20 protein-coding genes are annotated in these 19487 nt (G+C 67.6%); 11 read left to right on the forward strand and 9 right to left on the reverse strand.

From position 1 onward, the window contains the following. Positions 1–5: 5 nt before the first annotated feature. The 4 genes from ACHMXA_RS21650 (at position 6) to ACHMXA_RS21665 (ending at position 4245) form a co-directional block, all read left to right on the forward strand. Complete coding sequence (locus tag ACHMXA_RS21650; protein WP_176666897.1) at positions 6–1409, forward strand: ethanolamine ammonia-lyase subunit EutB; 1404 nt, start codon at positions 6–8, stop codon at positions 1407–1409. Further along, entirely contained in the window at positions 1406–2197 is a 792-nt protein-coding gene (gene eutC, locus ACHMXA_RS21655) for an ethanolamine ammonia-lyase subunit EutC (RefSeq protein ID WP_176666898.1), read from the forward strand. The genes ACHMXA_RS21650 and eutC overlap by 4 nt, the downstream gene beginning before the upstream one ends. 115 nt (positions 2198–2312) lie before the next feature. Beyond that, positions 2313–3581 carry an HAD family hydrolase gene (locus ACHMXA_RS21660; protein ID WP_176666899.1) on the forward strand — a complete coding sequence of 423 codons (1269 nt, stop codon included), beginning with the start codon at positions 2313–2315 and terminating at the stop codon, positions 3579–3581. Positions 3582–3663: 82 nt separating this feature from the next. Next, positions 3664–4245, forward strand: a complete 582-nt coding sequence (locus ACHMXA_RS21665) for a peroxidase-related enzyme (RefSeq protein ID WP_176666900.1) — start codon at positions 3664–3666, stop codon at positions 4243–4245. 12 nt (positions 4246–4257) lie between these two features. On the opposite strand, the gene ACHMXA_RS21670 is transcribed toward ACHMXA_RS21665, so the two are convergent. From ACHMXA_RS21670 to ACHMXA_RS21680, 3 genes are read right to left on the reverse strand one after another with little or no spacing between them, the layout of a single operon-like run. After that, positions 4258–6006 carry a phosphoethanolamine transferase gene (locus ACHMXA_RS21670; RefSeq protein ID WP_395321345.1) on the reverse strand — a complete coding sequence of 583 codons (1749 nt, stop codon included), beginning with the start codon at positions 6004–6006 and terminating at the stop codon, positions 4258–4260. A gap of 50 nt (positions 6007–6056) precedes the next feature. After that, positions 6057–6656 carry a phosphatase PAP2 family protein gene (locus ACHMXA_RS21675; protein ID WP_176666902.1) on the reverse strand — a complete coding sequence of 200 codons (600 nt, stop codon included), beginning with the start codon at positions 6654–6656 and terminating at the stop codon, positions 6057–6059. Next, a complete protein-coding gene (locus ACHMXA_RS21680; protein WP_176666903.1) occupies positions 6643–7347 on the reverse strand; it encodes a phosphatase PAP2 family protein in 705 nt (234 codons plus the stop codon). Before ACHMXA_RS21680 ends, ACHMXA_RS21675 begins: the two co-directional genes overlap by 14 nt. Positions 7348–7489: 142 nt before the next feature. Here ACHMXA_RS21680 and ACHMXA_RS21685 point away from each other — a divergent pair, with 142 nt between their 5' ends. Both ACHMXA_RS21685 and ACHMXA_RS21690 read left to right on the forward strand, forming a co-directional pair. Further along, positions 7490–8164: a response regulator transcription factor gene (locus ACHMXA_RS21685; RefSeq protein WP_176666904.1), complete on the forward strand. Its 675-nt coding sequence runs from the start codon at positions 7490–7492 to the stop codon at positions 8162–8164. A gap of 58 nt (positions 8165–8222) precedes the next feature. Further along, a complete protein-coding gene (locus ACHMXA_RS21690; RefSeq protein WP_176666905.1) occupies positions 8223–9578 on the forward strand; it encodes a HAMP domain-containing sensor histidine kinase in 1356 nt (451 codons plus the stop codon). A gap of 19 nt (positions 9579–9597) precedes the next feature. Here ACHMXA_RS21690 and ACHMXA_RS21695 read toward each other — a convergent pair whose 3' ends face one another. Genes ACHMXA_RS21695 through ACHMXA_RS21710 form a run of 4 tightly spaced genes read right to left on the reverse strand, consistent with a single transcriptional unit; the run spans position 9598 to position 12414 of the window. Next, positions 9598–10302, reverse strand: a complete 705-nt coding sequence (locus ACHMXA_RS21695; RefSeq protein ID WP_176666906.1) for a M949_RS01915 family surface polysaccharide biosynthesis protein — start codon at positions 10300–10302, stop codon at positions 9598–9600. Then, positions 10299–10724, reverse strand: a complete 426-nt coding sequence (locus tag ACHMXA_RS21700) for a thioesterase family protein (protein ID WP_176666907.1) — start codon at positions 10722–10724, stop codon at positions 10299–10301. Before ACHMXA_RS21700 ends, ACHMXA_RS21695 begins: the two co-directional genes overlap by 4 nt. After that, entirely contained in the window at positions 10721–11572 is an 852-nt protein-coding gene (locus tag ACHMXA_RS21705) for a DMT family transporter (protein ID WP_395316348.1), read from the reverse strand. The genes ACHMXA_RS21700 and ACHMXA_RS21705 overlap by 4 nt, the downstream gene beginning before the upstream one ends. Positions 11573–11631: 59 nt before the next feature. Continuing rightward, on the reverse strand, positions 11632–12414 hold the full coding sequence (locus tag ACHMXA_RS21710) for an SDR family oxidoreductase (RefSeq protein WP_176666908.1): 783 nt from the start codon (positions 12412–12414) through the stop codon (positions 11632–11634). A gap of 143 nt (positions 12415–12557) precedes the next feature. Here ACHMXA_RS21710 and ACHMXA_RS21715 point away from each other — a divergent pair, with 143 nt between their 5' ends. Continuing rightward, on the forward strand, positions 12558–14255 hold the full coding sequence (locus ACHMXA_RS21715) for an electron transfer flavoprotein-ubiquinone oxidoreductase (RefSeq protein ID WP_176666909.1): 1698 nt from the start codon (positions 12558–12560) through the stop codon (positions 14253–14255). Between the two features lie 63 nt (positions 14256–14318). Here ACHMXA_RS21715 and ACHMXA_RS21720 read toward each other — a convergent pair whose 3' ends face one another. Then, positions 14319–14909, reverse strand: coding sequence for a hypothetical protein (locus ACHMXA_RS21720; RefSeq protein ID WP_395316349.1), 591 nt, complete (start codon positions 14907–14909; stop codon positions 14319–14321). Then, entirely contained in the window at positions 14909–15388 is a 480-nt protein-coding gene (locus ACHMXA_RS21725) for a hypothetical protein (RefSeq protein WP_395316350.1), read from the reverse strand. The genes ACHMXA_RS21720 and ACHMXA_RS21725 overlap by 1 nt, the downstream gene beginning before the upstream one ends. A 131-nt stretch (positions 15389–15519) precedes the next feature. Here ACHMXA_RS21725 and denD point away from each other — a divergent pair, with 131 nt between their 5' ends. The 4 genes from denD (at position 15520) to ACHMXA_RS21745 (ending at position 19485) form a co-directional block, all read left to right on the forward strand. After that, complete coding sequence (denD, locus tag ACHMXA_RS21730) at positions 15520–16539, forward strand: D-erythronate dehydrogenase (protein WP_176666911.1); 1020 nt, start codon at positions 15520–15522, stop codon at positions 16537–16539. A gap of 44 nt (positions 16540–16583) precedes the next feature. Then, positions 16584–17567, forward strand: coding sequence for a TRAP transporter substrate-binding protein (locus ACHMXA_RS21735; RefSeq protein WP_176666912.1), 984 nt, complete (start codon positions 16584–16586; stop codon positions 17565–17567). A gap of 100 nt (positions 17568–17667) precedes the next feature. Then, on the forward strand, positions 17668–18180 hold the full coding sequence (locus ACHMXA_RS21740) for a TRAP transporter small permease (RefSeq protein WP_176666913.1): 513 nt from the start codon (positions 17668–17670) through the stop codon (positions 18178–18180). Between the two features lie 12 nt (positions 18181–18192). Then, positions 18193–19485 (forward strand): TRAP transporter large permease, encoded by a 1293-nt coding sequence (locus ACHMXA_RS21745; RefSeq protein WP_176666914.1) that lies wholly within the window; start codon positions 18193–18195, stop codon positions 19483–19485. Positions 19486–19487 lie beyond the last annotated feature (2 nt).

Consider the following 19487-nt stretch of genomic DNA (forward strand, 5'->3'; position numbering starts at 1 on the left):
AGAAGATGCTCTATCGCACCACCATCGCCGGCCAGGTCTTCGCCTTCGATGACCTGCGCCAGGTCATGGCCTTCGCAAGCCCGGCCCGCTCTGGCGACTACCTCGCGGGCATCGGTGCGGCCACCGCACAGCAGCGCATGGCCGCGCGGCACGTGCTGGCCGAAACGCCGCTCAGGCAGTTCCTCACCGAAGCGCTCATTCCCTACGAGAGCGACAACATCACGCGCCTCATCATCGACAGCCACGACGCGCAGGCCTTCGCGCCGGTGTCGCATCTCACGGTGGGCGACTTCCGCAACTGGCTGCTGTCCGACGCGGCCACCACCGCCACGCTCACAGCGCTCGCACCGGGCCTCACGCCGGAGATGGCCGCGGCAGTTTCGAAGCTCATGCGCAACCAGGACCTGGTGTCGGTCGCCAAGAAGTGCAGCGTGGTCACGCGCTTTCGCGACACCATCGGCCTGCCCGGCCATCTCTCGGTGCGCCTACAGCCCAACCACCCGACCGACGACCTGCGCGGCGTGGCCGCCTCCACGCTCGACGGCCTGCTCTATGGCGCGGGCGACGCGGTGATCGGCCTCAACCCCGCCTCCGACAGCATGCCCGTGCTCGGCCGCCTGCTGCACATGCTCGACGAGGTCATCCAGCGCTTCGAGATTCCCACGCAGAGCTGCGTGCTCACGCACGTGACCAACACGCTCAAGCTCGCCGAAGCCGGCGCGCCGGTCGACCTGGTGTTCCAGTCGATCGCGGGCACCGAGAAGGCGAACCTCTCCTTCGGCGTGACGCCCGAGCTGCTCGACGAGGCCTACGCCGCCGCGCTGTCGCTCAAGCGCGGCACCGTGGGCGACAACGTCATGTACTTCGAGACCGGCCAGGGCAGCGCGCTGTCGGCCAACGCCAACTTCGGCGTCGACCAGCAGACCTGCGAGGCGCGCGCCTATGCGCTGGCGCGGCGCTACAAGCCCTTTCTCATCAACACCGTGGTCGGCTTCATCGGGCCGGAGTACCTGTACGACGGCAAACAGATCATCCGCGCCGGGCTGGAAGACCACTTCTGCGGCAAGCTGCTGGGCCTGCCCATCGGCTGCGACGTCTGCTACACCAACCACGCCGAGGCCGACCAGGACGACATGGACACGCTGCTCGTGCTGCTGGGCACGGCGGGCATCAACTTCATCATGGGCATCCCGGGCGCGGACGACGTGATGCTCAACTACCAGAGCACTTCCTTCCACGACGCGCTCTTCCTGCGCGACACGCTGGGCCTCAAGCGCGCGCCCGAATTCGAGGCATGGCTGCAGCGCATGCAGATCACCGACGGGGCCGGCAGGCTGGCGCCGCCCTCGCCCTCTTCCTCCAACCGGCTGCTGGCCGACATGAGCGGGCTGTCCGCACTCGCGTCATGAGCAGCCCCGAATCGCCCGTCACCCTCAACCCGTGGGCGCAATGGCGCTCGGCCACGCCCGCGCGGCTCGCGCTGGGCCGTGCCGGCTCGGGCATGCCCACCGACGAGACGCTGCGCTTCGGCTGGGCCCATGCGATGGCGCGCGACGCGATCCATGCCGCGCTCGACGCGGATGCGCTCGAGGCAGCGCTCGCCGCACAGCACTGGGAAGTGGCCCGCGCGCGCAGCCGCGCCGCGGACCGCACCGAATACCTGCGCCGCCCCGACCTCGGCCGCCAGCTCGACGAGGACTGCGCCACCCGCCTGCTCGGCGAGCGGCGCTACGGCTGCGATGTCTGCGTGGTGATCGGCGACGGGCTCTCCTCGCTGGCTGTCGCGCGCCACGCGGTGCCCCTCCTGGCCGCGCTGCGCGCCCACCTGCCGCCCGACATCCGCTTCGCCCCGGTGGTCATCGCCACGCAGGCGCGCGTGGCGCTGGCCGACGAGGTGGGCGAGCTGTTCGGCGCGGCACTCTCCGTCATGCTGATCGGCGAGCGCCCGGGCCTGAGCTCGCCGGACAGCCTCGGCATCTACCTGACCCACACGCCCAAGCGCGGCCGGCACGACGCCGAGCGCAACTGCATCTCCAACGTGCGCCCCGAAGGCCTGCCCTACGAGGCGGCCGCGTTCAAGCTGGCATGGCTGATGCGAGAGTCCCTGCGCAGGGGCCTGACGGGCGTCGGGCTCAAGGACGAGAGCGACCTCGCGGTGCTCGACGAGCCGGGCCGGCCTCCTTCCATCTCGCGCTGAACGCCGCCGGCAAGGCCGGAACTGTCACAGGCGCTTCGTACGCTCGCGGCTCTCTTTCGCACGACTTCGAATACGACTTTTCGCACACCGCATTCACTCAAAAAGGAAAAACGCAATGCAACGCCGCCTCCTCCTTCTCACGCCGCTGGCCGCGGCACTCGCAGCCACCGGCTGCGCCAGCCTGACGGCCACCAAGGGCCCGGTACTCGCACCCGCCAACTGGGACGCCTTCAACCGCGCGCAGATCGAGGGCCTGATCGCCAGCCTCGGCAAGGGCAGCCCGGGCTATGACGCCGCGAAGCCGCCGTACGTGGTGTTCGACTGGGACAACACCAGCGTCTTCCTCGACATCGAGGAAGCCGCGCTCATCTACCAGCTCGAGAACCTGGTCTTCGGCGCGACGCCCGCGCAGCTCGAGGTGGCGCTGCGCCGGAACATCCCGAAGAAGGACTTCCTGCCCGCGTACAACAACGCGGCCGGCCAGCCGGTGAACATCGACGCCGTGGTGCCCGACATCGTTGCGAGCTACACGTGGCTCTACCAGAACTACAAGGGGCTGAAGGGCGAGCAATCGTTGGCCGTGGTGGCGTTGAGCCCGCACTACGGCGCGTTCACCACCAAGGTGCGCTACCTCTACGAGGCCATCGGCGACACCTTCGACCACGACACGGCCTACCCGTGGGTCACCTACCTCTTCGCCGGCATGACCGAGGCGCAGGTGCGCAAGCTCACGGTCGACACCGTGGCCTGGCAGCTGAAGGAGCCGGTGGCCAAGGTCAAGTGGACTTCGCCCGCCGCGCTGCCGGGACGTGCGGGCGTGGTCTCGGTGAGCTGGAAGAACGGCCTGCGCCTGCAGCCGGAGATGCAGCAGCTCTACGCCGCCTTCCGCAACGCTGGCTTCGACGTGTGGGTGTGCTCGGCCTCCTTCGTCGACGTGATCAAGGAGATCTCGTCGAACCCCGCCTTCGGCTACAACAACCCGCCCGAGCGCGTGCTCGCGATGGAGCTGGAACGCGACGCAAATGGTGTGATCCAGCCCGAGTTCCGCCGCGGCTACGACCAGACGCAGGGCCCGGGCAAGACCAAGAACATCCGGCGCTTCCTGGTCAGCAAGTACGGCTACGGCCCGAGCTTCGTGGCCGGCGACAGCGAAGGCGACCAGAACATGATGGCCGACTTCGCCGACACGAAGAAGGTGCTGATCGTCAACCGCCTGCGCGACCCGAAGACCGACATCGGCAAGTTCTCGGCCATGGCCGTGCAGAACTACGGCAAGGCCGACACGCGCTACCTGCTGCAGGGGCGCGACGACAACACCGGCTCGTGGGTGAGCTCGCAGCTGCACACGCCGCTGGGCGCGACCCAAGGCAAGGCGCTCAAGTAGCAAGAGAACGGGAGCGGCTGCACGGTCTTCGGCGCGGCTTGCCTATGATGGCTCCATCAAGGCAACCCGAACCGGAGACAACATGGCCGCAGAGCGCTACCCCCTCGCCGAACTCAAAGACCTGCCCGAAGACATCCGCACCGCGATCCTCGCCGTGCAAGAGAAAGCCGGCTTCGTGCCCAACGTGTTCCTGGGCCTGGCGCGACGCCCCGCCGAGTGGCGCGCCTTCTTCGCGTACCACGACGCGCTCATGCTCAAGGAGGAAGGCTCGCTCACCAAGGGCGACCGCGAGATGATCGTCACCACCACCAGCGCGGCCAACAAGTGCCTCTACTGCGTGGTGGCGCACGGCGCGCTGCTGCGCATCTACGAGAAGAAACCGCTGGTGGCGGACCAGGTGGCGGTGAACTACCGCAAGGCCGACATCACGCCGCGCCAGCGCGCGATGCTCGACTTCGCGATGAAGGTCTGCGAACGCTCGCACGAGATCGACGAGAGCGACTTCCCCCCGCTGCACGCCCACGGATTCGACGACGAGGACATCTGGGACATCGCCGCCATCACCGCCTTCTTCGGCCTGAGCAACCGGCTGGCCAGCTTCAGCGGCATGCAGCCGAACAGCGAGTTCTTCCTGATGGGGCGGGTGCCTCGCGAAAAGAAGTGAGCTGAGGCTGCTTCAGCCCTTGCCGCGGCAGGAAGCCAGCGCGTCCAGCGCGGGCTTGTAGGTCGGCGTGGTCACGTCCATCACGCCCAGCACCGTGTGGTACAGGTTGTCGTGCGTGAGCGGTGCGTCCAGCCCCGCTTCCATGCACGAGCGCGAGAGCTTGCGCCGCTCGCTCATGCCTTCGCCGAACCAGGTGACCATGGGCACGTGCTTCTGCGCATCGGGCGCGAAGCTGTACGGCACGCCATGCAGGAACAGGCCGAACTCGCCGAGCGATTCGCCGTGGTCGCTGACGTAGAGCATCGCCGGGTCGTACTGCTTCGACTGCGCCTTGAGCCAGTCGATGGTCTGGCCGAGGAAGCGGTCGGTCTGCACGATCGAGTTGTCGTACACGTTCATGAGCTCGGCATGGCCGCAGTCGGCGAGCGCGTTGGTCTTGCACTCGGGCAGGAAGCGCTTCACGTCGGGTGCCGAGCGCTTGTAGTAGGCCGGGCCGTGGCTACCCATCTGGTGCATCACCAGCACCACGCCCTTGGCGCGGCGCTCTGCCGGCAGCGCGGCGATGCGCTCGTCCAGGCCCTTGAGCATCACGTCGTCGAGGCACTCGTCGCCATCGCACAGCGCCTTCTTGGTGGCGGGGTCGAGCCCGGCGAAGGCCGACGCATTGGGAATGCGCTCGCATACGCCCTTGCAGCCGGCCTGGTTGTCGAGCCAGAACACGGCCAGGCCGGCGGCCTGCAGCACGTCGACCAGGGTTTCGTAGTCGTCCTTGCGCGATTCGTAGCCTTCCTTGCCCAGCGGCGAGAACATGCAGGGCACCGAAGCCAGGGTGTTGGTGCCGCAGGAGCGCACCTCGCGGTAGCTCAGCACGCCGCGCTTGGCGAGCTCCGGCGTGGTGTCGCGTGCGTAGCCGTTGAGCGCGAAGTGGTCGGCCCGCGCCGTCTCGCCCACCACCACCACGAAGAGCGGCGGCTTGGTCTGGGCGGCATAGCTCGCGCCCAGCGCCGTTCCGGCGGTGATGGAGACCAGCTTGCCGCTGCGCTTGAAAAGAGGCTTGATGAAGAGCGATCCGGTCGAATAGATCGACGCGATCGGGTTCATCATGTAGCGCAGGTGCACGTTGTTGCGCATCAGCGGCGCCAGCTCGCGGTTCATGGCCACCGCCGTGCCCACGGCCACGGCAACGGACAGCAGCAGCAGCCCCACGTTGCGCGCGAGCTTGGGCAGGAAGCGCATGGGCACGACGCGCACCCGCCAGATCAGCCAGGCCGCCGGCAGCACCACCACCGCCACGTTGAAGGCCATGCGCCAGCTCAGCAGGTCGCGCGCCTCGTTGGGGTCGGTCTGCAGCGCGTTGGCGATCATGGTGGGGTCCATCACCACGCGGTACTCGAGCATGTAGTGCTGCACCACCGCGGCCAGCACCACCACCACGAGCCACAGCGGCTTCATCCAGCGCGACCAGGCCGTGAACGACAGGATGGCCGCCGAGCCGCACAGCGTGAGCAGGCTCATCGACACGACCGTGGACATGTAACTGCTGGGCGCACCACCGATGCGGGCCAGCTCGTTCCACAGCGGCCAGTTCGTGGTCAGTACGAGGTAGAGGCTGAGCCAGAGGACGACCGCGGCGGCCGAGCGCGGACGCTGCAGCCAGAGGTCGAACCGTGTCCACGGGGCGCCGGAGGGGGGGCAACTGTGGTGTTTGGGACTCAGAAGTACCCGCCTGTTGCACGGGAACAGGCGAAATTCGCGAAACAGACATCACGCGAATGTAACTAGCCCGCCTGAAGCGAGGCTGAATTGCCCCTTCAGTCCATGTTCAGACTCGCCGCCCTGCGCAGCCGCAATCTCGCCGAGCGCCGCCGCCGCGCCACCAGGGCGCCCGATGCAGCCTGGCTCAGCGGCCGGCTGACGCCGCGCTCCACCACGATCGCCACCAGCGCGCCGAGCATGGTCGCCGCCATGATGTCGGACGGGAAATGCAGGCCCAGGTACATCCGGCTCCACGCCACCAGGGCCGCCACCACCAGCGCTGCCAGCATGGGCACGCGCGACGGCAGGCACCACAGCGCGAAGGCCGCGGCAAAGGTGCCGGCCGCATGCATGCTCGGGAAGCCCGGCCGCACGCCCTGCGGCACCCACTGGATGCCCAGGCCGTAGAAGGCGGGCCGGGGGATCGGCGCGAGCGTGCGGATCACGGTCACGGCGATCCACGCGGCCAGCACGCTCAGCAGCACGGTGAACAGCGCATAGCGCCAGCGGCGGCTGAACAAGGCGCAGACGCCGATCGCCAGCGTCAGCATGGCCGGCAGCAGATCGGAGCAGAACTCGGCAAAGCCCAGGCTCCACGGCTGCACCGTGGAGCCGGCGTTGATCAGCCCGAAGAGCGCGAAATCAAGGGCCTGCATGCGCGGGAACCGCCCTGCCCGAGGCGCGCGAGCCGAAGCGCGCGACAGCCATCTCGATGACGAAGCCCACCGTCCAGCAGACCCAGGCGGTCCAGAGGGTGTGGCTCATGTAGTGCGCGCCGCGCAGTTGCTGGGCCACGCCCAGCACGAGGCCCGCCGCCATGGCCGTCCACAGCCAGATCGCCGCCGCGCGGGCCGACGCCCGCCGCAGCACGAAATACCCGCCAAGGTAGGCGAAGGCCGCCGAGGCATGGCCGGCCGGGAAGCACCCGCCGGGGCCGCCGTCGCCCACGCCCCACGACCAATGCGACACATAACGCGCCACGCCGCCGAACTCCTGCAGGTCCCAGGGGCAGCTGGTGTGACTCGCGTGCTTGAGGATGCTGACCGCGATCACCGAGCCCAGCACGGTCAGGGCCAGTTGCACGCGGGAGCCGGTGTCGAGCCGGCGCAGCACGCCGAAGGGCCAGCGGATCGCCGCGAACAGCAGGAACACCAGGGCCCAGCTGAGGTTGCGGGCGCCTTCATGCATGACGTGGACCATGAAGGGGTTCTCTCGCAGGGGAAACCCGAGGTGGGAGCCCGCCATGCGCGCCAGCAGCAGGTCGGCGCCGGTCGCGTCCCACGCCATCAATGCAATCAGTGCGGCGAGGGTCAGTATCCCCAGGCGGAGATCGGGAAAGCGTGTCATGAACGAAGGCAGGACTGGAAACCAGCCGCGAGCCTACGTTTGCGGAATGAACCGAGCCTGAAGCAAGATGAACCGAACCTGACTCAAAGGGCCCGTGCAACTGGGTGGCGCTAGACTTCAATTTTTCCTGGAAGGACATGGCGTGCGCATATTGCTGGTCGAAGATGACACTGCGTTGGCAGATGCCGTCTGCAGCTACCTTCTGGCCAAGGCCTTCGTGGTCGACGTGGCGCCGAGCCTGGCCGACGCCCGCGCCGCCCTGCTCTCGGTGCAGTACGCGGCCGTGCTGCTCGACCTGCACCTGGGTGACGGCGACGGCCTTTCCCTGCTGCCGCAGATTCGCGCCCTGCCCGAGCGCCCCATCGTCATCGTGCTGACCGCGCGCGACCAGGTCACCGACCGCATCCGCGGGCTGGACGCCGGCGCCGACGACTACCTCATCAAGCCATACGACCCCGCCGAGCTGCTGGCGCGCCTGCGCGCGGTCGAGCGCCGGCGCAGCTCGAACAGCTCGCCGGTGCTGCAACTGGGCAACCTGGAGATCGACCTGGCGCACGACATGGTGCGCAAGAGCGGCTCTCCGATCACCCTCACCCAGAAGGAGTGGGCGCTGCTGCGCGTGATGGCGACCCGGCCCGAGCGCATACACACGCGCGAGAACCTGGCCGACGCGCTCTACGGCTTCGGCGACGAGGCCGACAGCAACACGCTGGAGGTCTTCATCAGCCGCCTGCGGCGCAAGCTCGGCCGCAGCCACATCCAGACACTGCGCGGGCTCGGCTACCGGCTGTCGTTCTCCACGGACGACGACGAATGAGCGCCGCCCGGCCGCTCGAAGGTGCCCGCGCCGAGGCGCAAGGCGCGGAGGCTGCCCGTTGAATTCCGCAAGCTTTGCCGCCGGACGCAATTCGCTCGCCGGGCGGCTGACCCGCACGCTGATCCTGTGGGTCGGCGGCGTATGGCTTCTGTGCGTGCTCGCGGTGGTCTGGTATGTGGACCGCGAGATCAACCACAACTTCGACAACGAACTCGTCGAGGTCTCGCACCGCATGTTCGCGATGGCCGTGCAGGAGCTTGAGCGGCTGCAGCATTCGGGCACCCAGCAGCCGCGCGAGCCGCTGATCGCGCCCAAGCAGCTGTTCTCGGAAGACGCGGTGATCTACCAGATCGTCGACCCGCACGAGCACGTGCTGCTGCGCTCCGCCGAGGCTCCCGCCGACACCTTCGACGTGCCGCTGGCCTCCGGCTTCGCGAACAACTCGAACTGGCGCATCTACACCGTGCGCCACCCCACGCTGGGCCTGTTCTTCCAGGTGGCCGATCCGCTCGACGAGCGGCGCCACGCGCTCAACCGCACGCTCTTCGGGCTGATCATTCCGCTCGGCGCGGTACTGCCGCTGCTCGCGCTGGTGCTGCGCAACGTGGCGCGCGCCGAGCTGCGGGTGCTGCAGGAAGTTGCCGCCGAGATCGAAAAGCGCAGCGGCGCCGACCTGCGGCCGATCGCGCTGCCCTCCGAGCTGCCCAGGGAGCTGCGCACCGTCGGCGACCACCTCAACCGGCTGCTGGAGCGGCTGTCGCACTCGCTGGACGTGGAACGCGCCCTCGCGGCCAACGCCGCGCACGAGCTGCGCACGCCGCTCGCCGCCGCCCGCCTGCGGCTGCAGACCGCCCTCGACCACGACCTGCGCCGCGATGACGTGCAGGGCGCACTCGATGCGCTGCGCACCCTGAGCCATCGCACCGAAAAGCTGCTGCAGCTCTCGCGCGCGGAATCGGGCGCCTCGCTTGCGCGCAGCCGGGTCGACCTGGTGCAGCTCGCAGGCGCCGTGGCGCAGGACTTCTGGCAGGACCCGCAGAACATCGAGCGCCTGGCGCTCAAGGTGCCGGACATGGGCGCGCCGACTGCCCTCGGCGACGTCGACGCCCTCGCCATTGCGCTGCGCAACCTGGTGGAGAACGCGCTGCGCTACGGCGGCAGCCGCGTCGTCATCGAGGTGATGGATCCCTCCACCCTGGCCGTGCGCGATTCCGGCAAGGGCGTCACCGCGGAACAGCTCGCCACCTTGCGCGGGCGCCACGTGCGCCACAGCTCCGACCGCGCAGGCTACGGGCTGGGCATCTCGATCGTGGGCACCATCGTCGAGAAGCACGGTGCGAAGCTGGAGCTTTCTTCGCCGCCGGAAGGTGCTGCGCAGGGCTTCGAGGCGCGGATCGTTCTGCAGCAGGCCTGACCCGCTCGCCGACCCGGCTTCAGCGCCGGGCGGCTTCCTTCCTCGGCACGAAGCCGTAGGAGTTGTCGAAGCCGAAATGATGGGCGTCGTACATCGCCGCCATCTTCTTCACGAGATGCTGCTGCACGGGCTTCGGCAAGGCGAAGTAGCCGGTGTTGGCGGTGGTTTTGCGGTCGCCGTCCAACTCTCCGGTGATCGCCTGGATCGTCGCCTTGCGGCCCTGGTGGAACGTGACGATCTTGATGCGCCCGGAGTAATCGTCGTCGACGATGCGGCCGGCACCGTCGCGCTCGAAGAAGCGATAGACGAGGACCGGGTCGACCAGCCCGTCACCATCGATGTCGGCGAGCTCGATGAGCTTCGTGCGGAAATTGAGCCCTGCCTCGTACTTGCCCGCGAAGTCGCGGATCGACCACTCGGGCGTCAGGCTGGCGCCGTCGGCACCGACCTTGTAGAGCGCGGCCTGGATGGCCGAGGAAAGCTTCTCTTCAGCGAACGACAGGTCCTGCTTCTCGCCGAGCAGCAGAACGTGGCTGCCGGCCTTGTCGGAATAGCAATAGCACTTGAAAACCGGGAGTTCGAAGCCGGTCTTCTTCAGCGTGTCCGCGCTCAGGTACGAAGCGCCGGGAACGCACTCGACCGTGCTCTTTGCGGGCGATCTCTGTGCGTGGCCTGCGGCAGCGAGCGATGCTAGCAAGGCCGCTGCCAGAAGCGCCCTTCTCATTCGGCACTCACCAGCGCGCGCAGCCAGTCGGGCAAGGTCAGCGCCTTCTGCTTGGGAAAGTCGACCCAGATCGTGGTTGCGCCGCCGGCCGCGCAGATCACGTCGGGCTCTTCCTCACGGGCCATCGTGGCCCAGCTCTCGAAGGTGGTGCGGCCCGGGTCGCTCACGTACATCTTGAGCAGCACGTTGCCGGGGTACTCGATCTGACGGTAGAAGTTGCAGAAGGCGTTGACGATCACCATGCCCTCGCCGTTGGGCTGCGGCTCGAAGCCGATGGAGTGCATCCAGTCGATGCGCGCCGTCTCTAGGTAGCGGAAGTAGGTGCCGTTGTTGAGGTGGCCCATGGCGTCCATGTCGCCCCAGCGGATGGGAATGGACGTTTCGTACACCAGCTTCTTCTTTTCGGGAATTTCGATTCTCATCGGTGCGCCTTGATGGATGCGAGGATGCCCAGCACGAACAGCGCCGCCGCGGCCCACTCGGTGGCCTGCGGCCAGCGGCCGTCCCAGACGAAGGAATAGAGCAGCGCGAACAGCGTCTCGCTGACGATCAGCTGCCCGCAGAGGCTGGCCGACAGCCGCTGGCTGGCGATGTTCCAGAGAATGGTCGCGAGCCAAGAAGAGCCGAAGCCGCTGGCCAGCGCGATCCAGACGAAGAGCATGCCGTCGGGCTGAGCCTTCAGCGTGGCCGCGTCGCTGCCCGCGACGAGCCAAAGCAGCAAGGCGCCAAGGCCGGTCGCCACGCCCAGCCAGTTGGCCCAGTCGGTCGCGTTGAGCTCCGTGTGGCGCTGCAGCCAGGCGGCGTTGAGCAGGCCGTACACCGTCCAGCTCACCATCGATGCGACTGCCAGCGCGATGCCCCAGCCGAAGCGGCTGCCGGTCTCCGAGCCAGTGCCGTGCTGCGCCGACCATGCGCCGTAGATCATCAGCGCGATGCCCGCTCCGGTGAGCAGCAGGCCCGGCAGCAGCGCACTCATGCGCAGGCCGGCGGGACGGCCGAGCAGCATCATCCAGACGGGGATCGTGCCGATGATGAGGCTGGGCACCTCCGTGCCCGCCGCCTGGATGCCGAAGGCCAGAAGCAGGTAGTAGCCGCTGAAGCCCAGCACGCTGAGCCCCAGCGCCGCGAGCGCCTGCCGCCCATTCGGCCAGCGCGATGCGGCAGGCCGCGCGAACACCGCGAGCCCCGAGACGGCGCCGAACACCAGGAAGCGCGCGGCGGTGATGTCGACCATGCCGAAGTGGCCCACCATGCGCGGCGCCACGAACACCAGCCCCCACAGCGCACCCGCCCCCAGGCCGGCGGCAATGCCGATCCAGGCCCGCGGGCTCAGAGCGCGAACCCGTCGTCGGCCGCGATGACGGCGCCGTTCACGAAGTGGCTCTGGCCGCTGGCCAGCAGCACGATCAGGCCGTCCAGGTCCTCGGGCTTGCCTACGCGCTTGCGCGGCAGCATGTTGACCAGCTTGGCGCCGCCTTCGGTGTTCCAGTGCTCCTCGTTGAGCTCGGTGGTGATGTAGCCCGGGCACAGCGCGTTCACGTTGATGCCGAAGCGGCCCCATTCGAGCGCCATGGCCTTGGTCATCTGCACCACTGCCGCCTTGCTCATGCAGTAGGTGCCAATCTGCGGCATGACCTTCAGCGCCGCGGCCGATGCGATGTTGATGATGCGCCCGCCGATGTAGGTGCCCGGCGCCGTGCCGCGGGCGCGCGCCAGCATGCGCTTGCCGACTTCCTGCGCCACGAAGAAGGAGCCCTTCACGTTGGTGTCGAAGATGTAGTCGTAGTCGTCGGGCGTGACGTCCTGCAGGCGCTGGGTGGTGCTCACGCCCGAGTTGTTGACGAGGATGTCGATGGGGCCCACCTCGGTCTCGGCGCGCGCCACGGCCGCCTTGATGCTGCCGATGTCGGTCACGTCGAGCTCGACCACGTGGGCGTCGTGGCCCTCGCCTTCGATGCGCGCGCGCAGTTCCTTGAGCTTCTCGACGCGGCGGCTCGCGAGCACCACGGCGGCGCCGGCGCGCGCCAGCGTTTTGGCGAACTGGGCGCCGAGCCCGCTGGAGGCGCCGGTGACGAAGGCCACGCGGCCGGAGAGATCGATGCTGTAAGCCATGAACTGGATCCTGTGGAGTCGCGCAGGTGACGCGGGGAAGCCCCGCTCGCGGGCGACAGGGAGCATGCCTGGACGCCGCATAAAATGCCCCGCAGTCCTGGGCTGCCACCGCGCCCCGAAAAATCATTATCGATCCAACCCACATGACGCACGACGAAATCCTCGCCCAGTTCGGCCCTCGCGAAGCCATGGAATACGACGTGGTCGTGGTCGGCGGCGGCCCCGCCGGCCTGTCGACCGCGATCCGGCTCAAGCAACTGGCCGCGCAGCAGGAAAAGGAGATTTCGGTCGTGGTGCTCGAGAAGGGCTCGGAGCCCGGCGCGCACATCCTCTCGGGCGCCATCATGGACCCGCGCGCGCTCAACGAACTGCTGCCCGACTGGAAAGAACTCGGCGCGCCGCTGAACCAGCCGGTCACCGACGACGCGATGGTGTTCCTGGGCGAGAAGTCGGGCCTGCGCACCCCCAACCTCTTCCTGCCGGCCTGCTTCCAGAACCACGGCAACTACATCATCAGCCTCGGCGCCTTCACCAAGTGGCTGGCCCAGCAGGCGGAGAACCTGGGCGTGGAGATCTTCCCGGGCTTCCCCGCCGCCGAGGTTCTCTACAACGAAGACGGCTCCGTGCGTGGCGTGGCCACCGGCAATATGGGCGTCGGCAAGGACGGCGAGCCCACCGAGAACTTCCAGCTCGGCATGGAGCTGCTGGGCAAGTACACCGTGTTCGCCGAAGGCGCACGCGGCCACCTCGGCCGCCAGCTCATCGCCAAGTACAAGCTCGACGCCGGCAAGGACCCGCAGACCTACGGCCTCGGCGTGAAGGAAGTGTGGGAGATCGATCCCAAGCGCCACCAGCCCGGCTTTGTGCTGCACACCGCCGGCTGGCCGATGAAGAGCGACACCTACGGCGGCGCCTTCCTCTATCACATGGAGGACAACAAGGTCACCATGGGCTTCATCACGGGCCTGGACTACAGCAACCCCTACCTGAGCCCCTTCGAGGAAATGCAGCGCTGGAAGCTGCACCCCAACATCCGCTGGTACCTGGAGGGCGACGAGTCCAAGGGCATCAAGCCCGCCAAGCGCATCGGCTACGGCGCGCGCGCCATCACGGCCGGCGGCCTGATGTCGCTGCCCAAGACCGTGTTCCCGGGCGGCGCGCTGGTCGGCTGCGAGGCCGGCTACCTCAACGTGAGCCGCATCAAGGGCAGCCATGCCGCCATCAAGACCGGCATGCTGTGCGCCGAAGCCGCCTTCGACGCGGTCATGGCCGGCCGCCAGCACGACGAACTCGCCGCATACCCGGCCGCCTTCGAGAAGAGCTGGCTGCACACCGAACTGAACAAGGCCCGCAACTTCAAGGCCTGGTTCAAGAAGGGCCTGGGTATCGCCACCTTCATGAACGGCGTCGAGCAATGGCTGCTCAAGGGCCATATTCCTTGGACGCTGCGCCGCAACAAGGCCGACCACCTGTACCTGAAGCCCGCTGCCGAGTGCAAGCCCATCGTCTACCCCAAGCCCGACGGCAAGCTCACCTTCGACCGCCTCTCCAGCGTGTTCATCAGCAACACCAACCATGAAGAGCAGCAGCCGGCCCACCTGACGCTCAAGGACGCGACAGTGCCCGTGAACGTCAACCTCGCCAAGTTCGCGGGCCCCGAGAGCCGCTACTGCCCCGCTGGCGTGTACGAGTTCGTCGGCACCGAGGACGGCAAGCAGCGCCTGCAGATCAACGCGCAGAACTGCGTGCACTGCAAGACCTGCGACATCAAGGACCCGACGCAGAACATCGTGTGGGTCACGCCCGAAGGCGGTGGCGGGCCGAACTACGTGGGGATGTAAGGCCCCCGGCCGCTTCTTCCCGCTCGAGGCCCTCTTCGGAGGGCTTTTTCTTTGCCTGCCGCCTCAGGCAAGGTACGAGGCAACCTCCTCGGGCGTGAGCATCCGCACGAGCGACACACGCGACTTCTGCTCCGAATGGAGCACGCGGTCGAACCCGTTCCAGCTGCGGCTGGGCTTGTCCTGCGTGTCCAGCGCCACGAGCACCAGCCGGCCCTGCCTGCGCGCGTTCTCGCGCAGCGAACCTTCGCCCCATGACCACGCCATGGGATCGACCAGCTCGCCGTTCCTGAAGGCGTGGGCCTGCAGCCACAGGTACTCGGCGCAGTCGGTGTCGCGGCTTGCGTTCGCGCCCGACTCGCGCGCGGGCGGCTGGATGCCGAGGGCCTTGGCGTGCTTGCGCATCAGCTTCTGCAGAAGCGAGAACGCGTGGAAGTTGTTGTTGATGGCGTGGGCCTTCACCACCATGCCGGTGCCGGAGGCCGGGAGCACCACCACCAGTTCGTCCTCGTAGGCCAGTTCGGCGGCACCCTGCAGGAAGTGCAGACCGTCGATCGGCAGCGAATCGTTGACAGCCAACGCATCGACGCGCGCCACCAGTTCGCCGTCGGCCAGCAGGGCGCGATGGTTGCGCACGTCGCGCATGAGCATGGTCATCAGCGGAAGCACCAGCAGGCCGGCTGCGGCCTGCCGTGCCTCGACCTCGAAACGTTCCTGCGCCGACAGCGCACCGAGCGCGGCATTGGCCGCCTGCCATTCGGCGAGATCGTCGGGATCCGCGTCATCGTCGTCCTCCTGCGGCTGCGTCGCGCAGAAGGGCTCAGAGAGACGAGCAGGCCGGACATGATCTCCAGCGCCGCGCCGAAGAGCAGATGCGGATCGGCGCCCTCCTCCACGAGTGCGCCGCAGAACAGGGCCAGCAGCGCGGCCCGATGAGGATGCAGAACGGGCAACTCGGCAGCGGCGAGTTGCAGCACGTCGTTCTTCTCTGGGCTTTTCATCACCGAGACGTAGAAATCCATCACCTCCTTGCGCGAGAAGAACGAGGACTTGGTTTCGAGATCGGCCTCGCGCAGCACGGGCTGCCGCAGCGTGGCGAGGAAGTCGGGAGGAAGTGTCGTGGTCATGGGCGGCATAAGCGGCATAGGCGGCATGGGCGGCTCGAATCGGGCCGGAAGCTATCCGGGGCAACTTGTGGGCTCTTGGCGGCGGTTCGCTTGCGATTTGCTTATTCTCCAGGCTCACCAGGAAACAGGAGAGAGACTTCATGCAGATCGTCATCACCGGCGGCGCCGGCTTTCTCGGCGCGCGCCTCGCACGCACGCTGCTCGCGCAAGGCAGCCTTTCACTGGCCGGCGCCGCAGCCCGCCCCATCGAGCGCATCACGCTGGTCGACCGCGCCGCTCCGCCGGCGGACCTGGCAGCCGACGGCCGCATCGAGGCCATCACCGGCGACCTCAACGACCAGCTCTCGGCGCAGGCCGATGCCACGCCCTGGCGCGAGGCCGACGCCATCTTCCACCTGGCCGCAGCAGTGAGCGGCGAATGCGAGGCCGACTTCGACCTCGGCATGCGCAGCAACTTCGCCGCCACGCATGCGCTGCTCGAACGGGTTCGCGCTCTCGGCACGAAGCCGGTGCTGGTCTTCGCCAGCTCGCTCGCGGTGTTCGGCGATTCGCCCGAGCAGCCGCTGCCGAAGGTGATCGAAGACCACACGCTGCCCACGCCGCAGACCAGCTACGGCATCCAGAAATTCATAGGTGAACAGCTGGTGGCCGACTTCACGCGCAAGGGTTTCGTGCGCGGGCGCAGCGTGCGGCTCATGACGGTGAGCGTGCGGCCGGGCAAGCCCAACGGCGCGGCCTCGGGCTTCTTCAGCGGAATGATCCGCGAGCCGCTGGCGGGGCTGCGCGCGGCCTGCCCGGTGCCCGACGAGACGCCTGTGGCCGTTGCGTCACCGGCGCGCACTGTCGAAGGCATCATCCGCGCCGCCGAGGCGACCGACGCGCAATGGGGCCCGCGCACCGCGCTGAACCTGCCCTCGCTGCCGACCACGGTGGGCGAGATGGCCGCGGCGCTGGAGCGCGTGGCCGGCAAGGCCGCCACCGCCCTGCTCGACCGCACGCCCGACCCGACGATCATGCGGATCGTGAAGACCTGGCCCGGCCACATCGAAACCGCACGGGCGAAGGCGCTGGGCCTGACCGCCGACGACAGTTTCGAGGCGGTCATCCGCGAGTACGTCCGTGAAAATCCCGACGCGGTGAAGCTCCCCGGTGTTGCATAGTCCGGTGCGCCTGACGCGCACCTGACCCCAACCCCGGAGACATCATGAAACTCGGCCACATCGCCGCCGCCTGCCTTTCGCTCGCCCTGGGCACCCTCGCCGCTTCCGCCTTCGCCCAGGCCCCCACCGTTCTCAAGATCGGCTACGCGACTTCCAAGGAGTCGCACTACGGCGTGGGCTCCACGGTGTTCTGCGAAGAGATCGAGAAGGGCACGCAAGGCCGCTACAAGTGCCAGCACTTCGCCAACTCGGCGCTGGGCGGCGAGCGCGAGCAGATCGAGGCCATCCAGCTGGGCACGCAGGACCTGGTCAACACCTCGACCGGCCCGGTGGGCAACTTCGTACCCGAGGTGAAGATTGTTGACATTCCGTTCCTCTTTCGCGACTACGACCATGCGCGCAAGGTGATGGACGGCCCGATCGGCCAGGACATCCTGACCAAGTTCCCGAGCAAGGGCATCATCGCGCTGGCCTGGACGGAGAACGGCTTTCGCCACATGACGAACAGCAAGCGCGACATCGTCAAGCCCACCGACGCGGCCGGCCTGAAGATGCGCACCATGGAAAACAAGGTGCACATGGACGGCTACCGCACCTTCGGCATCCTGCCCACGCCGATGGCCTTCCCCGAGCTCTTCGGCGCGCTGCAGCAGGGCACGGTCGACGGGCAGGAGAACCCCATTCCGGTGATCCTGGCCTCGAAGTTCTCGCAGGTGCAGAAGCACCTCTCGCTCACGGGCCACGTGTACTCGCCGGCGCTCCTGCTGCTGTCGCCGAAGGTGTGGAACAAGCTCTCGGACGCCGACAAGAAGGTGTTCACCGAAGCCGCGAAGAAGGCCGCCATTGCCCAGCGCAAGAAGGTGAACGACGACGAGAACAACGGCATCGCCCAGCTCGAGAAAGACGGCATGAAGGTCACGCGCACGGTCGACGGCGCCGCCTTCCGCGAGGCGCTGAAGCCGGCGTACGTGAGCTACGCCAAGGAATTCGGCGCGGACAACATCAAGAAGATCACGGACGTCAAGTAACGCCCGCTCCGCCGGTCTTCCGGCAACGCGCCCGGTCCGCCACAGTGCGCCGGGCGCTTCGTTTTTTCTTCTCTCCCGAAACAACAGAGAACAACTCAAAGTGCAAGCCTTCGAGCGCTACTTTCTCGCCGCCAACCGCTGGGCGCTGATTCTTCTGCTGGCCGCCATGTCGGTCATCATCTTCACCAACGTCGTGCTGCGCTACACCACCAGCCAATCGCTCGAATGGGCCGAGGAGGTGTCGCGCCACATGATGATCTGGCTCACTTTCCTGGGCGCCGGCCCGGTGCTGCGCTACGGCGGGCACATCGCGGTCGAGAACCTTCAGGACGCGCTGCCCCGCTCCGCCGCGGTGGCGCTGCGCATCGTGGTGGCCGGGCTGCTCTTCGCCTTCTTCGGCTTCATGGTGTGGTACGGCTGGCTCTACATGCAGCGCACGATGTTCCAGCTCACGGCCGTCACGCAGATTCCGTTCGCCTACATCTACAGCGCGATGCTGTTCGGCGGCGTGCTGCTCGTCGTGCACTGGCTGCTGGTGGTGCGCGGCTACGTGCTGAACCGCGAGTTCGCGTCCGACGCGCACTTCGACGCCAACGCCTCGGCGTCGCTGTAAGGAGGAACGACCATGGATGCCAGCATCGTTCTGATCGTCTCCGCCTGCATTTTCCTGGCCATCGGCGTGCCCGTGGCCTTCGCGCTGGGCTTGTCCACCGTCACCACGCTGATCCTCGCGGAAAACTATCCGCTGATGGTGCTGCTGAAGGAAACCTTCACCGGCATCGACAGCTTTCCGCTGATGGCGGTGCCCTTCTTCATCCTGGCGGCCGAGCTAATGAGCGGCGGCTCGCTCACCGAGGTGCTGCTGCGCTTCGCGGGCCAATTCGTGGGCCACCGGCGCGGCGGGCTCGGCTACACCAACGTGGTGTCGCTGACCTTCTTCTCGGGCATCTCGGGCTCGGCGCTGGCCGACGCGGCGGGGCCGGGGTCGATGCTCATCAGGATGATGGACAAGGCCGGCTACGACCGCTCGTACGCGGCGGCGCTCACCGCCTCGACCGCGATCGTGGGGCCGATCATCCCGCCCTCGATCATCATGATCATCTACGCGCTGCAGGACGAGACGGTCTCGGTCGGCACGCTGTTCGCGGCGGGCATCCTCCCGGGCATCCTGATCGCGGTGGCGATGTGCCTGGTGAACTACCACGTCTCGAAGAAGCGCAACTACAAGGGCGATGGGCAGACGCCGCCGCTGCGCGAGATCCTGGTGACGACGTGGAAGGCGATTCCCGCGATCCTGCTGCCGGTGGTCATCCTGGGCGGCATGCGCGCGGGCTGGTTCACGCCCACAGAAGCCTCGGTGGTGGCGGTGTTCTACGCGCTGGTGTGCGGCAAGTTCGTCTACCGCACGCTCGAATGGAAGGCGCTGCCGGACATTCTTTCGCGCTCCGCCCTGCTCTCGGCCTCGGTGCTGATCATCATCGGCCTGTCGGCGTCGTTCGCGTGGGTCCTGACCATCGAGGGCATTCCGCAGCAGATGGCCGAGTGGCTGATCGGCATGAACCTCTCGCCGTGGATGTTCCTGATCATCGTCAACATCTTCCTGCTGCTCTTCGGCATCTTCATCGAGCCGCTGCCGGGCGTGATGGTGCTGGCGCCGATCCTCGCGCCGGTGGCGGTGAAGCTGGGCGTGGACCCGGTGCACTTCGCGATGATCGTGATCTTCAACCTCACGCTCGGCATGATCACGCCGCCGGTGGGCGGGCTGCTCTTCGTGACATGCAACGTGTCGAAGGTGCCGATGACGGCGCTGGTGAAGGAGCTGGTGCCCTTCCTGTGGGCACACGGCGCGGTACTGCTGATTTTGACTTTCGTGCCGGCGCTGAGCACCTGGCTGCCGCACACGCTAGGGTTCAAGTAGCG

The organism is Variovorax sp. UC74_104 (genome assembly GCF_044055375.1).
Classification (GTDB): domain Bacteria; phylum Pseudomonadota; class Gammaproteobacteria; order Burkholderiales; family Burkholderiaceae_C; genus Variovorax.

Excerpts from the sequence above, each read along its gene's own strand:
- ACHMXA_RS21710 (WP_176666908.1), bottom strand. The coding sequence starts at position 12,414 with ATGGCTTACAGCATCGATCTCTCCGGCCGCGTGGCCTTCGTCACCGGC.
- ACHMXA_RS21735 (WP_176666912.1), top strand. The coding sequence starts at position 16,584 with ATGAAACTCGGCCACATCGCCGCCGCCTGCCTTTCGCTCGCCCTGGGC.
- ACHMXA_RS21675 (WP_176666902.1), bottom strand. The coding sequence starts at position 6,656 with ATGCAGGCCCTTGATTTCGCGCTCTTCGGGCTGATCAACGCCGGCTCC.
- ACHMXA_RS21700 (WP_176666907.1), bottom strand. The coding sequence starts at position 10,724 with ATGAGAATCGAAATTCCCGAAAAGAAGAAGCTGGTGTACGAAACGTCC.
- ACHMXA_RS21665 (WP_176666900.1), top strand. The coding sequence starts at position 3,664 with ATGGCCGCAGAGCGCTACCCCCTCGCCGAACTCAAAGACCTGCCCGAA.
- ACHMXA_RS21725 (WP_395316350.1), bottom strand. The coding sequence starts at position 15,388 with ATGCCGCCCATGACCACGACACTTCCTCCCGACTTCCTCGCCACGCTG.
- ACHMXA_RS21650 (WP_176666897.1), top strand. The coding sequence starts at position 6 with ATGCTCTATCGCACCACCATCGCCGGCCAGGTCTTCGCCTTCGATGAC.
- eutC (WP_176666898.1), top strand. The coding sequence starts at position 1,406 with ATGAGCAGCCCCGAATCGCCCGTCACCCTCAACCCGTGGGCGCAATGG.
- ACHMXA_RS21695 (WP_176666906.1), bottom strand. The coding sequence starts at position 10,302 with ATGAGAAGGGCGCTTCTGGCAGCGGCCTTGCTAGCATCGCTCGCTGCC.
- ACHMXA_RS21680 (WP_176666903.1), bottom strand. The coding sequence starts at position 7,347 with ATGACACGCTTTCCCGATCTCCGCCTGGGGATACTGACCCTCGCCGCA.
- ACHMXA_RS21715 (WP_176666909.1), top strand. The coding sequence starts at position 12,558 with ATGACGCACGACGAAATCCTCGCCCAGTTCGGCCCTCGCGAAGCCATG.
- ACHMXA_RS21745 (WP_176666914.1), top strand. The coding sequence starts at position 18,193 with ATGGATGCCAGCATCGTTCTGATCGTCTCCGCCTGCATTTTCCTGGCC.
- ACHMXA_RS21720 (WP_395316349.1), bottom strand. The coding sequence starts at position 14,909 with ATGACCATGCTCATGCGCGACGTGCGCAACCATCGCGCCCTGCTGGCC.
- ACHMXA_RS21660 (WP_176666899.1), top strand. The coding sequence starts at position 2,313 with ATGCAACGCCGCCTCCTCCTTCTCACGCCGCTGGCCGCGGCACTCGCA.
- denD (WP_176666911.1), top strand. The coding sequence starts at position 15,520 with ATGCAGATCGTCATCACCGGCGGCGCCGGCTTTCTCGGCGCGCGCCTC.